Below are 17,507 nucleotides of genomic sequence, written 5' to 3' on the forward strand. Positions count from 1 at the left end.
CAACAAAAATTATGAGGCGATGTTGCGTTATTACTTCGCTTGCGTGGCAGCAGCAGACTCTTCGCAATTGCCGGAACCGTTGGGGTTGTTCCGGCAGACGCTAGAACAAATGCTCGGCAAGGGGCGCGTCCGCCGCGATGACGAAACCCCGGTGTCCTCGGCGGCGGGACAAATCTACGACAAGGTGCAAGGGTTCGAATCGCGCATTCAATCGGGCATTGCCTTGCTTAAAACCGAGGCGACCGCTGTACCCAAAATCCTGCATTTTGCCTGGCTGGGTGGCGGCCTCGGCGCCATTCAGCGCGATTACCTCAATATCTGGAAACAGGTGCTGGCAGAGCACGGTTACACCCTCAATCTCTGGTACGACGGCGATGGGTTGCTGGCGCATCAAACCAACAAGCTGATCGTTGAGGCCGCCAAGGCCGATGCCTTGGCTCAAGTCGCCGGGCGCGATCTCACACCAACAGAGTTGGCTGACCAGTACGAGGCACGGGCGATTGTTCTGAAGCAACAAATGTATGCCCACATCAATGCCGCGGTTGCGAACGGCGGTACGGCCGATGACGCGCGAATCGATTTACTGGTTCGCGCCTATGGCCAGGATCCCGACGGGCTCGAAGCTCTCCGTGAACGCAATCGCATCAGCCTGCAGGAGATGGCCAAGGCCGGCTTCAATTTGCGTGATCTGGACGCGCGCGAAGTACCGTTGCAACTTCAGGATATCTACCAGCGTGAAATGCGCTTGCGCGGCAATCTGGCGGCAGCCTCCGACGTCGTTCGTCTTGAAGCGCTGTACGCCGAGAGCGGCAGTTATGCCGATGTCGATAACCTGCCGCCCTTGGTGGAACACATGGGCGGTGTCGATGTGCAGGCAATGGAGCCGAGTGCGCGCCTTGGCGTCTTGCAGTTGTTGCTGAATGAAAACCCTGGCTGGATGCCGGGGCGTAAAAACTCCGAAGATCACCTGACGCGCATTCCGCCAGAGCATTTGCCGGCGCTACGTGCATTCGCGAAAAGTTCTCCTGCACTGAGTCAGGTGTTTCAGGCGCCGACCGATTTGCAGGCCCGCCCCTTCATGCTGCGTGCCGTATCCGAAGGCCAGAAGATCACCAACGCGTTCCTGATGGCTCACGCCGGTTCCGCCACGTTACAAACGGTTCTGCAACGGATTCGGTTCAACTATCAACTGATCGATGCAACGATGCTGTTGGCTACGCAACGCGGTATTGCATTGTCCGATAGTGAGGCCAGGTGGAAGCTGGCCGAGTCTATTCTGGAGAAACACTACGGTTCACTGGACGCACTGCCGGATATGCAGGAGATTCCTGCAAGATATCTGGCATTTTCCGCCGGGTCTTACTTCAGTGATGGCGTGCGTCCTGGCAGCGAGGGCACCATTTATCTCACCGGACCCGGTGCGGTCATTGATGGTATGGCCGATTACGCCATGGTGCATTTCAGCGATTCGCAGACCGCCATGATCAACAAAGAGTCGACCATTGGCCGTTATGCCTCGGTCAACCGGTCCACCGAAGAGGAGCAGGATCACTCCTGGAAAGACAACGCGGAGAACGAGGCGGACTGGCTGGAGCAGGAGAAGAAAAGCTGGAGCGCCGGCGATTACGCGACCCGCTACAACGGTGCTCTCGGCGAATTGCTCAAGGGCTCGACCCTCGAGTTCGAACACGGCTGGCCCTTGATCGAAGGGCGCTCGGTATTGCTCACCGATGTCTTGCAGCGTCTGGTCGACGGACTCGGAGAGCCTTTCGTCAACGCGATGCGCGAAGGGCATAACGGTGCAATCACCTTTGAGCAACCACTGCCGCTGAGCTTCGCTGATCGTCAGTCGATCAAGCAGCAGGCTGCCAGTGCACGGCCTCCGGTGTTTCCCGGCGATGCAAAAGTCCAGACATTGGGGCTGGACGAAGTGCTGGCCGGGCTGGGGCATGGAGAACTGGACATTGTCCAGACCACCCCGTTGCAGCGCCTGGCGCTGGGTGCGTTGCTGGGGATGGACTCACTGCATAACCAGAACTTCGCGACATTCAGCGGTGCTCTGGATAACCTCGCCAACGGTGTTCGCGACCTCGGCGCATCGAGTCGTTACGCGGCCATCGAGCGACATCTTTATCAACGCAAGGATTCTGCCTTTCTTCACGGTCTGGCCGCTGACTTCATCGACGCTTCAACGCCATCGACCAGTGCGCTGGAGCTGAAGAAGGGGGCGCTGACGAAAGCGCATACCCTGCAGCAGTGGGGCCGCTATGTGGCGCAGATTCAGCAGGTCGCCACCCTCGAGCATCGCTTGCAGATCGGTGAACAGGTGGATCAGGTCTTTGCTCAGATGAATGCCAGCAGCGTCCAGCCGGTACCGCAGGATTTGATGCGCAACGGTCTCGGCGAGACCATCGGCGGGCGCTGCTTCCCCTTGGCGTTGATGATGAGCGCCGCCCTGACCCAGGGCCAGAAGGCATCCCATCGTCTGCGCGAACGCTGTTATCTGGCCATTCTCGAGCCGCAACAGAGTGATTCGATTGCCTTTGTAGAAGCGTTGGAAGAAATGCGTGGCACGCCACTGGGCGAGGTCGGCACGTCCTTGAGCCGGGGTGATCTGGCGCAGATCACCACTGCGCTGGAGAACCACGCGACCACCCGTACGCTGATGCTCAACTCTGACAATCATTCGATGCTGGTGGCAAAAACGGTGGTGGACAAGGTCAGCACCTATCACTTTTATGACCCTAACTTCGGCGTCTTCGAGTTCACCGACCCCATCATGTTCAAGACGGCGCTTGAGCATTTTTTCCTGAAGATGGGCATGGCGAAATACTATGCCGCGTACGGTGCCAGTACCCGGCCGACGTTCGATCTGATCGAACTGGACGGTGAACGGGTCGCCGCCTTGCCGCTGTCGGCCGGGTATGAAGTGGCCAAAGTGCTGACGGCGGACCCATTGCCGGGACAACCGGCACAAAAGCTGCGCCAGCGTTTGAACAGCGCCCATGGTCGGTCACTGGTCGAAAACGCGCATCTGGGGCGAAGCCTGCTGGGGCTGGACAGCCATTGGTGGGGCCAGCAAATGGCTGAGGCGACGACGGCCCTGCAAGAGCTGCACCCTTCGGCAACCACCCTGGTGCCGTTGTTCGACACGCTTGAGGTCACGGCCGAAGGCAAGTATCAATTGAGCCTGATCGATCCGGCGAAGCCTGAACACGTGGTTGAAGTGCTCAGCGAAGACCACCGGCTGCTGCGGATAAAGACATGGTTGGCCGAGCAGTTTTCCACTCTGGCGCGCAAACCACAGTCGACTGCGGGTGTGGTCGATCCGACCGAGGCCGGCAGCGTTCATACGCTCAACGCCGGCTTCACCATTCAGGCGTTGATGAACGCGTTGCGCAGCCGCGAAGGCGAGGGGCGCACGCTGACCACTGCCGTGCGTCTGCACGCATACGTCAACTATGCACAGTTGGTGCATGGCAACGTGGTCGACGTGGTCGGGCTGATCCGCTTGGTGCGCACGGCCCTCAATGAAGAAAAGGTCATCGCTCGCACCGTGGCGCCCGTGGTCAGCGAAGCGTTGGGCCACGCCGCCAATGAAGGTGTCGGCGCTGTGCTGGGGCTGGCCAACGTCGGCTTTGATATCTATCAGTTGGCGACCGCTCAGGACGATGTGGAAAAGGCCCAGTTCGGCACCCAATTGGCGTTTGACTCTGCCAGCCTGGCATTGACGGGTACGGGGGTTGCTGCGGCATTGACCGGTGCCTCGACTGCTGCGGCGGTGCTCGGTGGCGTCGGGGTGATTGTGGGTGGCCTTGCCGTCGGTGTCGCGGCACTCGCCCAGGGTTTCGCCGGCATTGCTCGCGATGCGCAGGCCGTCGGTAAATTTTTCGCTGATCTGGAACAGGCTTATCGCGGGGTCGGCTACCGCTTCGATGCCACCCTGGGTGTCTGGACCGTGCAGCCTTCACTGTTGGTCAAACGCATCGATCTGAGCAACGGCAAATTGCAGCTCGACAGCCCGAAGCTGTACCCGCTACGTGATCACTTCGGCGTACCGGACTATGACGTCGACTACGCCCGGGCGATTGATATCCGCCAGCAGCTGCACTTGCCGGGAGAGATCGCATTTACGCCATCCGCCGAGCAGACCATCGTACTGCCGTGCACACCGCAGACTTGCTACGGCTATGAGTACAAGGCGTTGCCGTTTGCCAACTGGCGCCACGACAAAGGATTCGATACGGCCCGGCGTCTGGAAAAATTCAGGCGGACGGTACATGGCTGTTCCGCTTTTCGTTTTATTCGTTTCCTTCCGATTACATCGTGCAGCGACTGTTTGCCGATTACCGCGAAACGACGCTTGAGGTGCAGCTGGACGCGGTCGAGCGCACGTTGGTGGTGCCGTCGCTGCCAAGCGTCTGGAAAGGCAAGGTCTCGTACAGGATTTCCAGCGCCGGCGCCTCCTGCACGCTGGTGCTCAATCGTGGTGCCAGCGTCGAGTTGCAGTCGCCGAGTCTTAAAAGTTGCCGTTGGGTGCTGGAGGCGGGCTGGGCCGGCGAAGCGGATATCCGCGTCGAGCGAGGTGAGTTGTACATCGGCGATGTTCACGTGAAATTGTCCGGTCATGGGGCTCATGCCGTGCTGATCCGCACGGCCAGTCAGCAACTGTTCCACGTTGATCAGGTCAAGCGTCAGTTGGACATCCTCGAAGAGAGTGCACCCGCCGGACTCGATGAGCAGGCGTTGCTCCAGCATTACAAAGCGTTGGCTAGCGAGCATCGTCTGTTGCTGCCCTACACGCCGGTTCATGACTGGCTGATCCCGTTCGAATCACCGCAGCAGCCCCGTCGAGTTACCGCCTGGTATGACGCCCACGAAGAGCGCTTCCTGTACATCCGCACCGAGGACGTCGGGGATACCGAGGAGGCGCAGCTGGCGCTGGTCGCCGGTGGCTATGCGTATTTCTGCGTGCCGGACAGCTACGACATCTGGCAAGTGGATGCGCTCAGCGGCCTGCTCAAGTATCGATACCGATTACTGTTGGGTGACGGCGACAGCACGATTGGCAAGTTCCAGGCCGATGCCCACGGCGTGGTTCATTTTGTGCAAACGATCAGCGGCGTCGATGGTCCACGCGAGTTGAGTTATCTGATCCATGACGGTCAGTTGCTGCTCAGTTCGGTGATTTACGACCTGCATCGCGAGTTGCAGGCCGTCGTGTTTGCCAGCGATACGCTGGCCGACTGGTCATTGCTGCTCGGCCAGTATCTGGCCGCGCCCGTGCTACCTGAGAAGGAAGGGTTCACAGTCGTGGACTGGCAGCCGGCGGCCTATGTTTCGGTCAGTTGGGCATTCGCTGCAGACAAGCGCGACATGGTATGGGTGCGCAGCGCGGATCGACTGCTGATCCACCCACAGCCGCTGGCTCGCCATGCCCGCGGCTGGAAAGACTCGATCAGGAACCTCAACGATCTGCTGCTGATGCCGATGCCAGACGACGCTGATGTGTTCTTCGTCTACAACCGAATCGACCAGACCCTTTGCCGCCAGCAGCGAACCATTCTGCAAGGCCAGGCGCAATGGTCGACCCGCTGGATCGAGCCCGAAGGGCTGACGCAGGTGGTGGCCGTCGAGGGCGGGTATCTGGTACTCGATGACATCGGACGCTTCTTTAATCTGAATGCCCAGGGCGATTTGCAGCTGGGCGGCCTCGGTGAGCAATGGCTGAAGAATCGCTCGCAATGGTGGCTGGCGCTGGCGTCGGTCGCCAAACGCTATCCCGTCGACAGTTTCGCGATTGTCGGGTTACGCAACTTCGCCGGTGACGGCAATCTCAATGCCTGGTTTGTCAAAGACCGTCTGCTGTTGTGTGACCTGGGGCGCGACAAGGAAGTACGTCTGCTGGGGGTGACGCCGGATAACAAGGCCGGTTGGTTGTTCGACCTGTCCAGTGGGGCAATCTGGATCCAGGAACTGATTGAACCGCAGAACCTTGACCGCGCCTTCGGCAACGGCTTGCAGCTGTTGCAGACGGACGCACTGCCGATTCCAGGCCAGGAGTGGGCCGACTGGCAATTTGCTGAAGTGCGTGTTGAGGGCTCCGGGTTATATGGCACAACACGCGATGGCGTGTCGCTGCAACTGCGCTATCAGCAGCCAGAGGTGGCCTGCGCGGTCAATCAGCACTGGGTGACGGCGCAGGACGGCCCTCTGGTCGAGCGACTGCAAGCCTTGTTGAGCGACGTTGATCACGAAGATTTTGTCGCCGTGGAGTCCTTGCCTGAGAGCCTGCAATGGTATGACGCGCAAAGCGCCAGGCTGCTGCGCATAAGCGGTAAAACCCTGCCCACTGACTTCGCACTGTTCGGCACGCAAAACCCGCCACAGAGAGAGGCGCCCACCAAGGTGTTGCTGCACGAGCCCCGGGACGGCACGGTGCAGGTTTATCCGGGCATGCACAGTCTCGGACCGTTCGACTACCTGCATCGCAATGCCGACGTGGTGACCGTGGAGGGGCAGAACAGGCTGGACGATTTGCTGCCGCTGATTCCCGATGACGTCAGGACGATGGTGCTGCGGCTGGGGCAGGGCAATGTTACCTGCAAGCTGTCGAAGGCCGCCTGGTTGCGGCTCGACTCGCTGATCATCGATTGCCGTCATGCGCTGGGTGAAGTGCCGGCGGTGCCGGGCAAGTTGATCTGGGATTTTGATACGCCGGAAAAACTGCTGTTCGAGATCATTGAGGATCATTTGCTGATCGTTGACCCGGACAGTGAACACAGCCTGATCTTCCGTGATGTCTGTGGCGCTGACGTGACGTTGCGCGGCGAGGTCTTCCTCGCATTCAAAAACCGCCAATCCCATGCCATATCGACCTGGGTGCAGCGCTTGCAGGCCGGCAACGTGCGCACGAAAAACGTGACGTTGCGGGCGCTGATGGCAGAGCCAGCGAGCGTCGATTAAGTCAGGCCGACAGCAAAACGCCGCGAACGATAGCGTTCGCGGCGTTTTGCTGTGCGGTCATTGCCAAGGCGTCACGGCTCAGGGCACCAGATAGCCTTTGACCCCGGTAAAGATGATCTGCGCGGCCAGCGCACAGACAAACAGGCCCATCAAGCGGCTGACGATCTGCAAGCCTTGATCGCCGAGAATTCTCTCGATCCGGTTCGACAGATACAGCACCACACCGACGGTGAAGCTGGCCAGCGTGATGCTCAGGATCGCGGTGAGTTTGTCGTCCCAGTGTGGCTGGCTCACGCCCATCACCAATAGCGCCCCGATGGTCCCGGGGCCGACCGTGATCGGAATGGTCAGCGGCACGATGGTGACGTCCTGCTGCACGTTATCGGCCTGCACCGCTGATTTGCCCTGGGCCATGCCCAGCGCCGAGATGAACAGCACGCTGCCGGCGCCGATACGGAACGCGTCAACGGTAATGCCGAAGACATCGAAAATCACCCGCCCGAAGAGGTACAGCAAGACGCTGGAGACCAGCGTGGCGATCGCCACTTTCCAGGCCAGGCGTCGTTGTTCCTTGCGCGAATAACCGCGGGTGAGGGTAATGAAGCACGACAATACGAAGAACGGGCTGTAGAGCACCAGCATCTTCAGGTAAACGCTGAACAACACGTGGAGCATGGTGCTGGCTCACTGGCGAGGGTAGTCGTGGGGGAGTCTATCAGGCGCCAAAGAGTCTGTCGGCTCAGGACGGTTGGGTGGAGGCGCGGTTGTGCTGATCGCGTTGCGCGACCCAGTGCTCGACCAACTCACGCAATTGCGACAGCTCGACCGGTTTTGACATATGCCCATCCATCCCGGCCTGGCGTGCGCGTTCCTTGTGTTCGGCGAGGATATGCGCGGTCAGGGCGACGATGGGCGTACGCGTGCGCTGGTTGCTGACTTCCCACGCGCGCAACTGCTGGGTTGCGGAGAACCCGTCGAGAATCGGCATTTCGCAGTCCATCAGCACCAGATCGTAACGCTGGGCTTTCATTGCTTGCAGGGCTTCTTCGCCGTTGCTGGCGGTGTCCGGCTGCAGGTTGAGCTTGCCGAGCATGCCGCGAATCACTTTGGTCGAAATGGTGTTGTCCTCGGCCACCAGAATGCGGAAGTCGCTGGGCACTTTTGCCGCTGTGGCGGCGGTGACCACTTGCGGCTGGAACACCACCTGGCCTTTGTTGCGCTGATTGAGCTCATCGGCCAGCGTGGTCTTGAGGGTGTAGCCCGCCACCGGTTTGGCCAGAATGCGTTTGATCCCCGAGTTGCGCGCGATGATCTTGCTCGGCGCGTTGCTGATGCCAGTGAGCATGATCAGCAGGATGTCGTGGTTCAGGCTCGGGTCTTCCTTGATCTTCGCGGCGAGCTGCATGCCGGTCATGCCGGGCATGTTCTGATCAAGCAAGACTACGTCGAAGTAGTCACGCAGATGCGCTTTGGTACGCAGCAGGGCCAGCGCCTCTTTGCCCGAAGGCACGGCACTGACGTTGAGGCCCCAGGCGCTGCACTGCTGCACCAACACTTTGCGGCAAGTGTCGTTGTCGTCGACCACCAGCACTCGCGCCCCTTGCAGCGGGCTGTCCAGGTCAGACGTTGGATGCTCCAGGCGATCAGGGTCCAGCGGTAGCGTCAGCCACAAAGTACTGCCCTGATTGGCTCCGCTCTTGATGCCGAATTCGCCCTGCATCAAACGGATCAACTGACGTGCGATCACCAGACCAAGGTTGCCGCCCAGGCGATTGGCCGAGAGGAAGTGCTTGCTGTGCAGTTCGGCGTGCATCAGCGCATCGCGCTCTTCCTGTTCCATCGGCGCACCGCTGTCCTGCACGGCAATGCGCAGGCGCGGCTGGGCGCTGCGCTCGTCGAGGGCGACGACGATCAGCACTTCACCTTCTTCGGTTTTCTTCAGGGCGTTTTCCAGCAGGCTCAGCAAGGTCTGACGCAGGCGCGTCGGGTCACCGCTGATCACGCGCGGTACTTGTGGCTGAATGAAACTGATCAGCTCGACGTTCTGTTGCTCGGCCTTGGCCCGGTAGATGCTCAGGCAATCGTCGATCAGGGCGTTGAGGTCGAACTGCACGTCATCCAGTTCAATCTGCCCGGACTCGAGCTTGGATATGTCGAGGATCTCGTTGATCAGGGTCAGCAATTCGTTGCCGGCGCTGTGGATGGTCTGCACGTAGTCGCGCTGTTTGACCGACAGCGGCGTACCCAGCAGCAGTTCAGTCATGCCCAGCACGCCGTTCATCGGGGTGCGGATTTCATGGCTGATCTTGGCGAGGAACTCAGCTTTGGCGTTGATCTCGGCATTGCTCGCAGCGAGGTCACGGCTGACGCTGAAACGGCTTTCGGTGATGCTGCGCTGGCGCTCACCCAAGGCAATGCTCATCAGCAGGCCACTGATGCAGATGAAGGCCATCAGCGCCATGATCAAGCCTTGCGGCGACACCAGTGTCAGCCCCAGCAGCGCCGGAAGAATGATCAGCGTGCCAATGTTGAACACCACCATGGCCGCGACGAACAGACGCGCCGGGCGATAGCCTTTCTGCCAGTGATAGAACGCGACAAACAACATGCTCAGACCGGCGAGTGCCACCAGTGCGTAAGTGATGATGTTCAGCGGCAGGGTATTGACGAACAACAGCAACAGGCTGCACGTGACGATGAACAGAATATCGCCCAGCAGCAGTTTGTTCAGCGGGTGCGGGCCAAGCGGGGCGAAGAAACGGTAGGCAAACATCAACCCGGCTGGGGCCGTCAGCAGCAGGGCCAGGTAGGCGCCCGGCGTCTGTATTGCATGCCAGTTCGGCAGCCAGGGGCCGGCGAGGTTGAGCAGCAGCAACAGACTGAGGCCCAGCAGGCCTTCGCACACCGCCAGCCACAGGCTGCTGCGCGAGCGTGAATAGGCGTAGCGCACAAGGTTGTGCAACAGCAGCATGCCGAGGCAGCCGAAAAGCAGGCCGAAGACCAGCGTCTGGTTATGGTTCGCCGCACTCATCAGTGCCGATTGCAGGGTGACGTGCGGGCGCAACTGATGGTCGGAAACCATCCGCAGATAAACATCGAGGGGTTTGTCGCTTTGCGGCAGCGGCAACATGAAGTCGCTGCTCGGCAATGGCCGTTCTGCCTGGGGCTGGTCGGTGCCGGTGTTGCGCTGTTCGATCAGCTTGTCGCCGTCGAGCACGTATAGATTGAGCTGTGACAGGTCGGGGGCGAAGATGCGCAGCACTTGTTCGTGCTTGCCGGGTGCCAGTCTGAAACGCAGCCACAAGGCGCCATCGGGCTCGGCTGCGGTGAGGCGGTCAAGGTCGATGGGGCTGAATTGATTGATGTAGCGTGTGGAGCGGATGTCGCTCAGCTGCAGATTGCCCTGATCGTCAAGCAATACCGACCAGCCACTGCCTTGCGTGGCCTGGGCCGGGAGCATGCAGAGCAAGGTCAGCAACGTGACGGTGAAGCTTATGGCAATCCTGAGCCAGCGCACGGCGAAATCCCTTCGTAGGTTGATGCCAGAATATAACGATGCGCGACGGCGGAACAGCCCGGCGAGGGACTGCATCCCTCGCCAAACTTGATCAATAGCTTATTCCTGAGTTTCGCCACGTTCACGGGCAATGGCGCGGTAGCCAATGTCCTTGCGGTAAAAACAGCCTTCCCAGTCGATGGCCGCTGCCAGCTTGTACGCTTGCTGCTGAGCTTCGCCCACGCTTGCGCCCATGGCAGTGGCGCAGAGTACGCGACCACCGGCAGTGACGACCTGACCCTCTTTCAGCGCGGTGCCGGCGTGGAAGACTTTACCTTCCAGGGCTGCCGCTGCGTCCAGACCGTTGATCGCGTCGCCTTTGGCGTAGTCGCCAGGGTAACCGCCCGCAGCCAGCACGATGCCGACGCTCGGCCGTGGATCCCACTGCGCTTCGACCTTGTCCAGCGCCTGAGCCAGAGCGGCTTCAACCAACAGCACCAGGCTCGATTGCAGGCGCAGCATCACCGGTTGGGTCTCCGGATCGCCGAAACGGCAGTTGAACTCGATGACTTTCGGGTTGCCGGCCTTGTCGATCATCAGACCGGCGTAGAGGAAGCCAGTGTAGACATTGCCTTCTTCGGCCATGCCGCGCACGGTCGGCCAGATCACCAGATCCATCACACGCTGATGCACATCGGCAGTGACGACCGGGGCAGGAGAGTAAGCACCCATGCCGCCAGTGTTCGGGCCGCTGTCGCCGTCGCCGACGCGTTTGTGGTCCTGGCTGGTGGCCATCGGCAGCACATTCTTGCCGTCGACCATGACGATGAACGAAGCTTCTTCACCGTCGAGGAATTCTTCGATGACCACGCGCGAACCGGCGTCGCCGAAAGCGTTGCCGGCGAGCATGTCGCGTACGGCGTCTTCGGCTTCTTCCAGGGTCATGGCAACAATCACGCCTTTACCGGCCGCCAGGCCGTCAGCCTTGATCACGATTGGTGCGCCTTTTTCACGCAGATAGGCCAGGGCCGGCTCGATCTCGGTGAAGTTCTGGTAATCGGCGGTCGGGATCTTGTGGCGCGCGAGGAAATCCTTGGTGAAGGCTTTCGAGCCTTCCAGCTGTGCAGCACCGGCAGTCGGACCAAAGCAGTCCAGGCCACGGGAACGGAACAGGTCGACGACGCCAGCCACCAGTGGCACTTCCGGGCCAACGATGGTCAGGGAAACGTTTTTCTCGGCGAAGTCTGCAAGCTGCTCAAGGGCCAGCACGTCGATGGCGACGTTCTCGCACTTGGCTTCAATTGCAGTACCGGCGTTGCCCGGCGCGACAAAAACCTTCTGCACGCGCGGATCCTGAGCCACTTTCCAGGCCAGGGCGTGTTCACGGCCACCGCTGCCAATGATCAAAACATTCATTTCAAAAACCTCAAAATTCTGTGGGCGCTGCTGGAGCGCTTTATGTGGGAGCGAGCCTGCTCGCGAAAGCGGTGTGTCAGTCAACGTCAACGTCGCTGACAGATTGCATTCGCGAGCAGGCTCGCTCCCACATTTGAACCAGGGAATCAGTGACGGAAGTGGCGCATGCCCGTAAAGACCATGGCGATGCCGGCCTCGTCAGCAGCAGCAATCACTTCAGCATCACGCATCGAGCCACCCGGCTGGATCACTGCCGTGATACCGACCTTGGCTGCGTTGTCCAGACCGTCGCGGAACGGGAAGAACGCGTCCGAGGCCATCACCGAACCCGCCACTTGCAGACCAGCATGTTCAGCCTTGATCGCGGCGATACGGGCGGAGTTCACGCGGCTCATCTGGCCAGCGCCGACACCGATGGTCTGACGGTTCTTGGCGTAGACGATGGCGTTGGATTTAACGTACTTGGCGACTTTCCAGGCGAAGATCAGGTCGTTGATTTCCTGCTCGGTCGGTGCGCGCTTGGTCACCACTTTCAGGTCTTCGCTGCCGATCATGCCGATGTCGCGGCTCTGAACCAGCAGGCCGCCGTTGACGCGCTTGTAGTCCCAGGCAGCAGCGCGGTCAGCCGACCACTCGCCGCAGGCCAGCAGGCGCACATTGGCTTTGGCGGCAACGATGGCGCGAGCCTCTTCGCTGACGCTTGGGGCGATGATCACTTCAACGAATTGACGCTCGACGATCGCCTTGGCGGTCTCGGCGTCCAGTTCACGGTTGAAGGCGATGATGCCGCCAAAGGCCGATTCGGTGTCGGTGGCGTAGGCCAGTTCGTAGGCCTGACGGATGCCGCCTTCGGCGTCCGGGCTCACAGCCACGCCGCACGGGTTGGCGTGCTTGACGATCACGCAGGCTGGCTTGACGAAGCTCTTCACGCATTCCAGCGCGGCGTCGGTATCGGCCACGTTGTTGTACGACAGCTCTTTACCCTGCAGTTGAGTCGCGGTGGCGATGCCGACTTCGGCAGGCTTGGCTTCAACGTAGAACGCCGCGCTCTGGTGCGGGTTCTCGCCGTAACGCATTTCCTGCGCCTTGATGAACTGGCTGTTGAAAGTGCGCGGGAATTCACTGCGGCCTTCAGTGCTCAGGGTCTCGGCAGTCTGATTCACGGTGCCCATGTAGTTGGCGATCATGCCGTCGTAAGCGGCGGTGTGTTCGAAGGCCTTGAGCATCAGGTCGAAACGCTGAGCGTAGGTCAGGCCGCCGTTTTTCAGACCTTCCAGGACGCTGGCGTAATCGCTGGCATTCACCACGATCGCGACGTCTTTATGGTTTTTTGCTGCCGAACGAACCATGGTCGGGCCGCCGATGTCGATGTTCTCGATAGCGGTCGGCAGGTCGCAGCCTGGCTTGTTGATGGTGGCTTCGAACGGGTACAGGTTGACCGCGACCAGATCGATCGGCTTGATGCCGTGTTCGTTCATGATGGCGTCATCGATACCGCGACGACCGAGGATGCCGCCGTGGATTTTCGGGTGCAGGGTTTTCACCCGACCGTCCATCATCTCGGCGAAACCGGTGTAATCCGCGACTTCCACTGCGGCAACGCCGTTATCGCGCAGCAGCTTGAACGTTCCGCCGGTGGAGAGGATCTCGACGCCCAGAGCTTCAAGCTCCTTGGCGAACTCGAGGATCCCGGTCTTGTCGGAAACGCTGATCAAGGCGCGGCGGATCGGCAGGCGGGTAGTCTGGTCGGTCATCTCAATTTCCATCAAAAGCAAAGGAAGTCAGCAAAAAAGGCGACCGTTTTTTACGCGGGCGCCTTTCTGGTTTGATTGAATGCTTACAGCAGATCGTACTGCTTGAGTTTCTTGCGCAGCGTGCCGCGGTTCAGTCCGAGCAGCTCGCTGGCCTTGGTCTGGTTGCCCTTGACGTAGTTCATCACGCTTTCGAGCAGGGGAGCCTCGACTTCGGAGAGCACCAGGTTGTACACGTCCGTGACGGACGCGCCCTCAAGGTGGGCGAAATAATTGTGCAGCGCCTTCTCGACACTCCCGCGAAGGGTCTGGCCTTCTTCGCTCGGCGTATTGAGGTGCTGTTTCAAATTCACGTTGTCGCTCACGGGTGTTGTTCCACTCACTAAAGTCTCGGTCATCATCGTCATGCGGCCACCCCTTCTTCGTCCCCTGTCAGGCTCTTGTAACGTTCGGCGAAGAACTCCCGAACGTTGGCGCATTGTGTTTCCGTACCATCCAAACGATTGAAGTGGGCGCGAAACTCCTTGGCGCCCGGCAAGGTTGCGAGATACCAGCCCACATGCTTTCGAGCAATTCGCACGCCCATCACATCCCCATAAAAGGCGTGAAGTGCAGCCAGATGCTCTAGCAGAATGTGTTCCACCTCGATCAGCTCCGGTGCCGGCAATTTCTCGCCGGTACGCAGGAAGTGTTCGATCTCGCGAAAAATCCATGGCCGCCCTTGGGCGGCACGGCCTACCAACAGGCCATCGGCACCGGTCGCGTCGAGCACGTACCGGGCTTTTTCCGGCGAATCGATATCGCCATTGGCAAACACCGGGATCGACACCGCCTGCTTGATCGCGGCAATCGTGTCGTACTCGGCTTCGCCCTTGTACAGATCGGCGCGAGTGCGGCCATGCACTGCCAGCGCGGTGATCCCGGCCTGCTCGGCGATCTTCGCCACGGTCAGGCCGTTCTTGTTATCGCGATCCCATCCGGTGCGGATCTTCAAGGTGACCGGCACATCAACTGCCGCCACCACGGCTTGCAGGATCTCGGTCACCAATGCTTCATCTTTCAACAACGCGGAACCGGCGGCCTTGTTGCAGACCTTCTTCGCCGGACAACCCATGTTGATATCAATAATCTGTGCGCCCAGTTCAACGTTGGCCCGGGCTGCATCTGCCAGCATTTGCGCATCGCCACCGGCAATCTGTACCGAGCGGGGCTCGGGATCGCCTTCGTGGATCATGCGCATGCGCGACTTGCGGGTGTTCCACAAGCTCATGTCGCTGGTGACCATTTCCGAGACAACAAGCCCTGCGCCCAAACGCTTGCACAGCTGACGAAAGGGCTGATCGGTGACGCCCGCCATCGGGGCGAGAATCAAACCGTTCGGCAATGTGTATGGGCCGATGCGTACCGCCGACATAGGACTTCCCTGAAGTGGGGCCGGATCATGAGAGTTCGAAAAAGGGTTGGCATGATACCCGCTCTCGATGACTGGATAAAGGCTGAATTGAACAAAATCTGAACAGTTATTCTGTTATCGCCGGCGGTTTGGTTGTCCGCGGCTCAGTCAGAAAACTGCCGTCAATCAAGAAGCGGTGAAGCGATTCACTCGGGCGAGTGAAAACTCAGGCTGTAATTCACCGCTTTCGGGCCTGGGTCGAGAATATCCAGGGCGATGTGGATTGGCGTCTGCGGCGGCATTTCCGCCAGGCCTTCGAGATCGCCACTGAGGTATTCGCCGGGTTTGAAGCGACGACTGGCGATCAAATGACCATTGAGGTCTGCAAAGCGTAGCTCCAGCAACGGAAACGGCTGGGAGAACGTTGCGCGGTTATAAATGATGGCATCGACTACCAGTGCGCCGCTGAACTCGGGATGGCTGCGCACCACCAGATTGCTGCTCTTGATCCTGGCGATATCAACCTTGGACGGCACGGTGCAGCCGATCTGTGGGCAGATTTGCTGGAACCATGGCCGGTACTGATCCTGTCGCGCCAGTTCGTCGAAATGGTAAGCAATGTACTGGCCGGCCAGTCCGCCTGCTGCCACCAGCACCAACAACAGCCAGATCAGACGTCGCCCCCACGGCGAACGGCGTTTCTGCCAGTCCAGTTGGAGTGGGTCGTCGGTCAGGTCCTGCAATACTTCGGCGCGGACACCGGGCTCGGCGCGCTCGCGTTTTTTGCGCAACGGTTCGATCGATGGCAGATCGTCGTCATCGGTTTCGTCGCTGGCGGAGAAGCGTTCACGCCGCGCATTCGGATCGATCGGGTCATGCAGGCGCAGTTGCGGGATCGGTGGTTCATCGTCGAGATCCACCGGCTCCAGCGACAACGAAGGCTCGGTTCGCGCGGATTTGACCGGCTCGATGTCGACGGTTTCCGGCTCGTCTTCTTCGGGCTCGACGGTGAGCTCATTGGAGCGTTCGCTGAACAAGCTATCGCGCCAGACCGTTTCATCAGGTTCCGGGCTGTCGCGGCGTGCGCTGAGGGAATCTTCGCGCGGACGACCGAATTCAGTGGTTGGCTGGATTTCCCGTTGTTCGAGGCGGGCGAGTTCTTCGTCCAGATCTAGGCTGTCGAGATCCAGTTCCGAGGCGCTCCACTGCTTTTGGCTGATGGCGCGCGGCGCGGGCGGCTCGACGACAGTGGGCGATTCCACCACAGGCGGCGGTGCGGCCGGCGTTGGCTCGACAATGGCAGGTGCAACCGGCGTCACCGCGTCCTTGCCGGCGTGTTGCTCAAGCAGCTGTTTGGCTGCGTTGAACACTTGCAGGCAGGAGCCGCAGCGAACCACCCCGCGGGCCACGCTCAATTGAGCATGGCTGACACGGAAACTGGTTTGGCAATGCGGGCACTGAGTGACGAAGCTGTCGGTCATGCGGCGATCCGGATTATGCAGGCGGTCATTCTAGCGCCGACGGCCGGTGATGCGCACCCAGCCATCGCGATTGGCGATCGGATCGAGATCGAAGTCCTGAGCATAAGCGGCCGCGACTTCATCACCTTGCTCGGCAAGGATGCCCGACAGCGCCAGACGACCACCGGTCTTGACCAGGCTGGACAGTTGCGGCGCCAGCGAAACCAGCGGCCCGGCAAGAATGTTGGCGACCAGCACATCGGCTTTGACCTGCGGCAGATCTTCCGGCAGGTACAGCGGGAACAGCTCTTCGGCAATATTGTTGCGCCCGGCGTTGTCGCGCGAGGCTTCCAGTGCCTGCACGTCGATGTCGGTGCCGACCGCTTCTTTGGCACCGAGCAACAGGGCGGCAATCGCAAGGATCCCTGAGCCGCAGCCGAAGTCGAGTACGTTGCAGTCTTTCAGATCCTGACCGTCGAGCCATTCCAGGCACAGGGCGGTGGTCGGGTGAGTGCCGGTGCCGAACGCCAGGCCCGGATCGAGCAGCAGGTTGACTGCATCAGGTTCTGGTGCGGCGTGCCAGCTCGGCACGATCCACAGACGCTGGCCAAAACGCATCGGCTGGAAGCCGTCCATCCAGCTGCGTTCCCAATCCTGGTCTTCGATGACTTCGCTGTGATGCTCGGGCAACGGGCTGCCGGTCAGCAGTTCCAGATGGGCCAGTACCGGTGCAGGCTCGGTGCCGCCCTCGAACAGGGCCAGCAGGTGAGTGTGCGCCCACAGCGGGGTAGTGTTGAGTTCCGGCTCGAAGATCGGCTGATCTTCGGCGTCCATGAAGGTCACCGACACGGCGCCAACTTCAAGGAAAGCGTCTTCGTAGGTTTCGGCTTGTTCCGGGCTGATGGCGAGACGTACTTGCAGCCAAGGCATGGCGGGCACCTTTGAAAAAATATGATTGCAGCCTAGCGGCCGGCGAGAAGCGCGCAAGTTTACGCGAGCGCAGGCGGTTTGTGGGAGAGACTTGA

The 17,507-nt window shown here is 60.3% G+C and carries 9 protein-coding genes and 1 pseudogene; 2 read left to right on the forward strand and 8 right to left on the reverse strand.

The window, feature by feature from the left end:
* Nucleotides 1-109: 109 nt before the first annotated feature.
* Both JFT91_RS29930 and JFT91_RS29935 read left to right on the forward strand, forming a co-directional pair.
* Nucleotides 110-4,213 (forward strand): annotated as a pseudogene (locus JFT91_RS29930) (TcdA/TcdB catalytic glycosyltransferase domain-containing protein); the annotation flags it as partial.
* Nucleotides 4,214-4,326: 113 nt separating this feature from the next.
* On the forward strand, nt 4,327-6,966 hold the full coding sequence (locus tag JFT91_RS29935) for a TcdA/TcdB pore-forming domain-containing protein (RefSeq protein WP_347340626.1): 2,640 nt from the start codon (nt 4,327-4,329) through the stop codon (nt 6,964-6,966).
* A gap of 78 nt (nt 6,967-7,044) precedes the next feature.
* Here JFT91_RS29935 and tspR read toward each other — a convergent pair whose 3' ends face one another.
* The 8 genes from tspR to prmA form a co-directional block, all read right to left on the reverse strand.
* Nucleotides 7,045-7,641: a type III secretion system genes modulator TspR gene (tspR, locus tag JFT91_RS09215; protein ID WP_201230426.1), complete on the reverse strand. Its 597-nt coding sequence runs from the start codon at nt 7,639-7,641 to the stop codon at nt 7,045-7,047.
* A gap of 64 nt (nt 7,642-7,705) precedes the next feature.
* Nucleotides 7,706-10,483 (reverse strand): response regulator, encoded by a 2,778-nt coding sequence (locus tag JFT91_RS09220; RefSeq protein WP_201230428.1) that lies wholly within the window; start codon nt 10,481-10,483, stop codon nt 7,706-7,708.
* A 99-nt stretch (nt 10,484-10,582) separates the two neighbouring features.
* Nucleotides 10,583-11,878, reverse strand: a complete 1,296-nt coding sequence (gene purD / locus JFT91_RS09225) for a phosphoribosylamine--glycine ligase (RefSeq protein WP_201232173.1) — start codon at nt 11,876-11,878, stop codon at nt 10,583-10,585.
* A 146-nt stretch (nt 11,879-12,024) separates the two neighbouring features.
* The gene (gene purH / locus JFT91_RS09230; RefSeq protein WP_201232174.1) at nt 12,025-13,632 is read right to left on the reverse strand and encodes a bifunctional phosphoribosylaminoimidazolecarboxamide formyltransferase/IMP cyclohydrolase; all 1,608 of its coding nucleotides are present in this window, start codon (nt 13,630-13,632) and stop codon (nt 12,025-12,027) included.
* Nucleotides 13,633-13,715: 83 nt separating this feature from the next.
* Complete coding sequence (gene fis, locus JFT91_RS09235) at nt 13,716-14,036, reverse strand: DNA-binding transcriptional regulator Fis (protein WP_002555375.1); 321 nt, start codon at nt 14,034-14,036, stop codon at nt 13,716-13,718.
* Nucleotides 14,033-15,043 carry a tRNA dihydrouridine synthase DusB gene (gene dusB / locus JFT91_RS09240; protein WP_201232175.1) on the reverse strand — a complete coding sequence of 337 codons (1,011 nt, stop codon included), beginning with the start codon at nt 15,041-15,043 and terminating at the stop codon, nt 14,033-14,035. Before dusB ends, fis begins: the two co-directional genes overlap by 4 nt.
* Nucleotides 15,044-15,228: 185 nt before the next feature.
* Nucleotides 15,229-16,503: a DUF3426 domain-containing protein gene (locus JFT91_RS09245; protein WP_201232176.1), complete on the reverse strand. Its 1,275-nt coding sequence runs from the start codon at nt 16,501-16,503 to the stop codon at nt 15,229-15,231.
* Nucleotides 16,504-16,533: 30 nt separating this feature from the next.
* A complete protein-coding gene (gene prmA / locus JFT91_RS09250; RefSeq protein ID WP_201232177.1) occupies nt 16,534-17,412 on the reverse strand; it encodes a 50S ribosomal protein L11 methyltransferase in 879 nt (292 codons plus the stop codon).
* Between the last annotated feature and the right edge of the window lie 95 nt (nt 17,413-17,507).

It is taken from the genome of Pseudomonas sp. TH08 (assembly GCF_016651275.1).
Lineage (GTDB): Bacteria > Pseudomonadota > Gammaproteobacteria > Pseudomonadales > Pseudomonadaceae > Aquipseudomonas.

Coding starts and splice junctions, on each gene's coding strand:
- tspR (WP_201230426.1), bottom strand. CDS start 7,641: ATGCTCCACGTGTTGTTCAGCGTTTACCTGAAGATGCTGGTGCTCTAC.
- purD (WP_201232173.1), bottom strand. CDS start 11,878: ATGAATGTTTTGATCATTGGCAGCGGTGGCCGTGAACACGCCCTGGCC.
- purH (WP_201232174.1), bottom strand. CDS start 13,632: ATGACCGACCAGACTACCCGCCTGCCGATCCGCCGCGCCTTGATCAGC.
- fis (WP_002555375.1), bottom strand. CDS start 14,036: ATGACGATGATGACCGAGACTTTAGTGAGTGGAACAACACCCGTGAGC.
- dusB (WP_201232175.1), bottom strand. CDS start 15,043: ATGTCGGCGGTACGCATCGGCCCATACACATTGCCGAACGGTTTGATT.
- JFT91_RS09245 (WP_201232176.1), bottom strand. CDS start 16,503: ATGACCGACAGCTTCGTCACTCAGTGCCCGCATTGCCAAACCAGTTTC.
- prmA (WP_201232177.1), bottom strand. CDS start 17,412: ATGCCTTGGCTGCAAGTACGTCTCGCCATCAGCCCGGAACAAGCCGAA.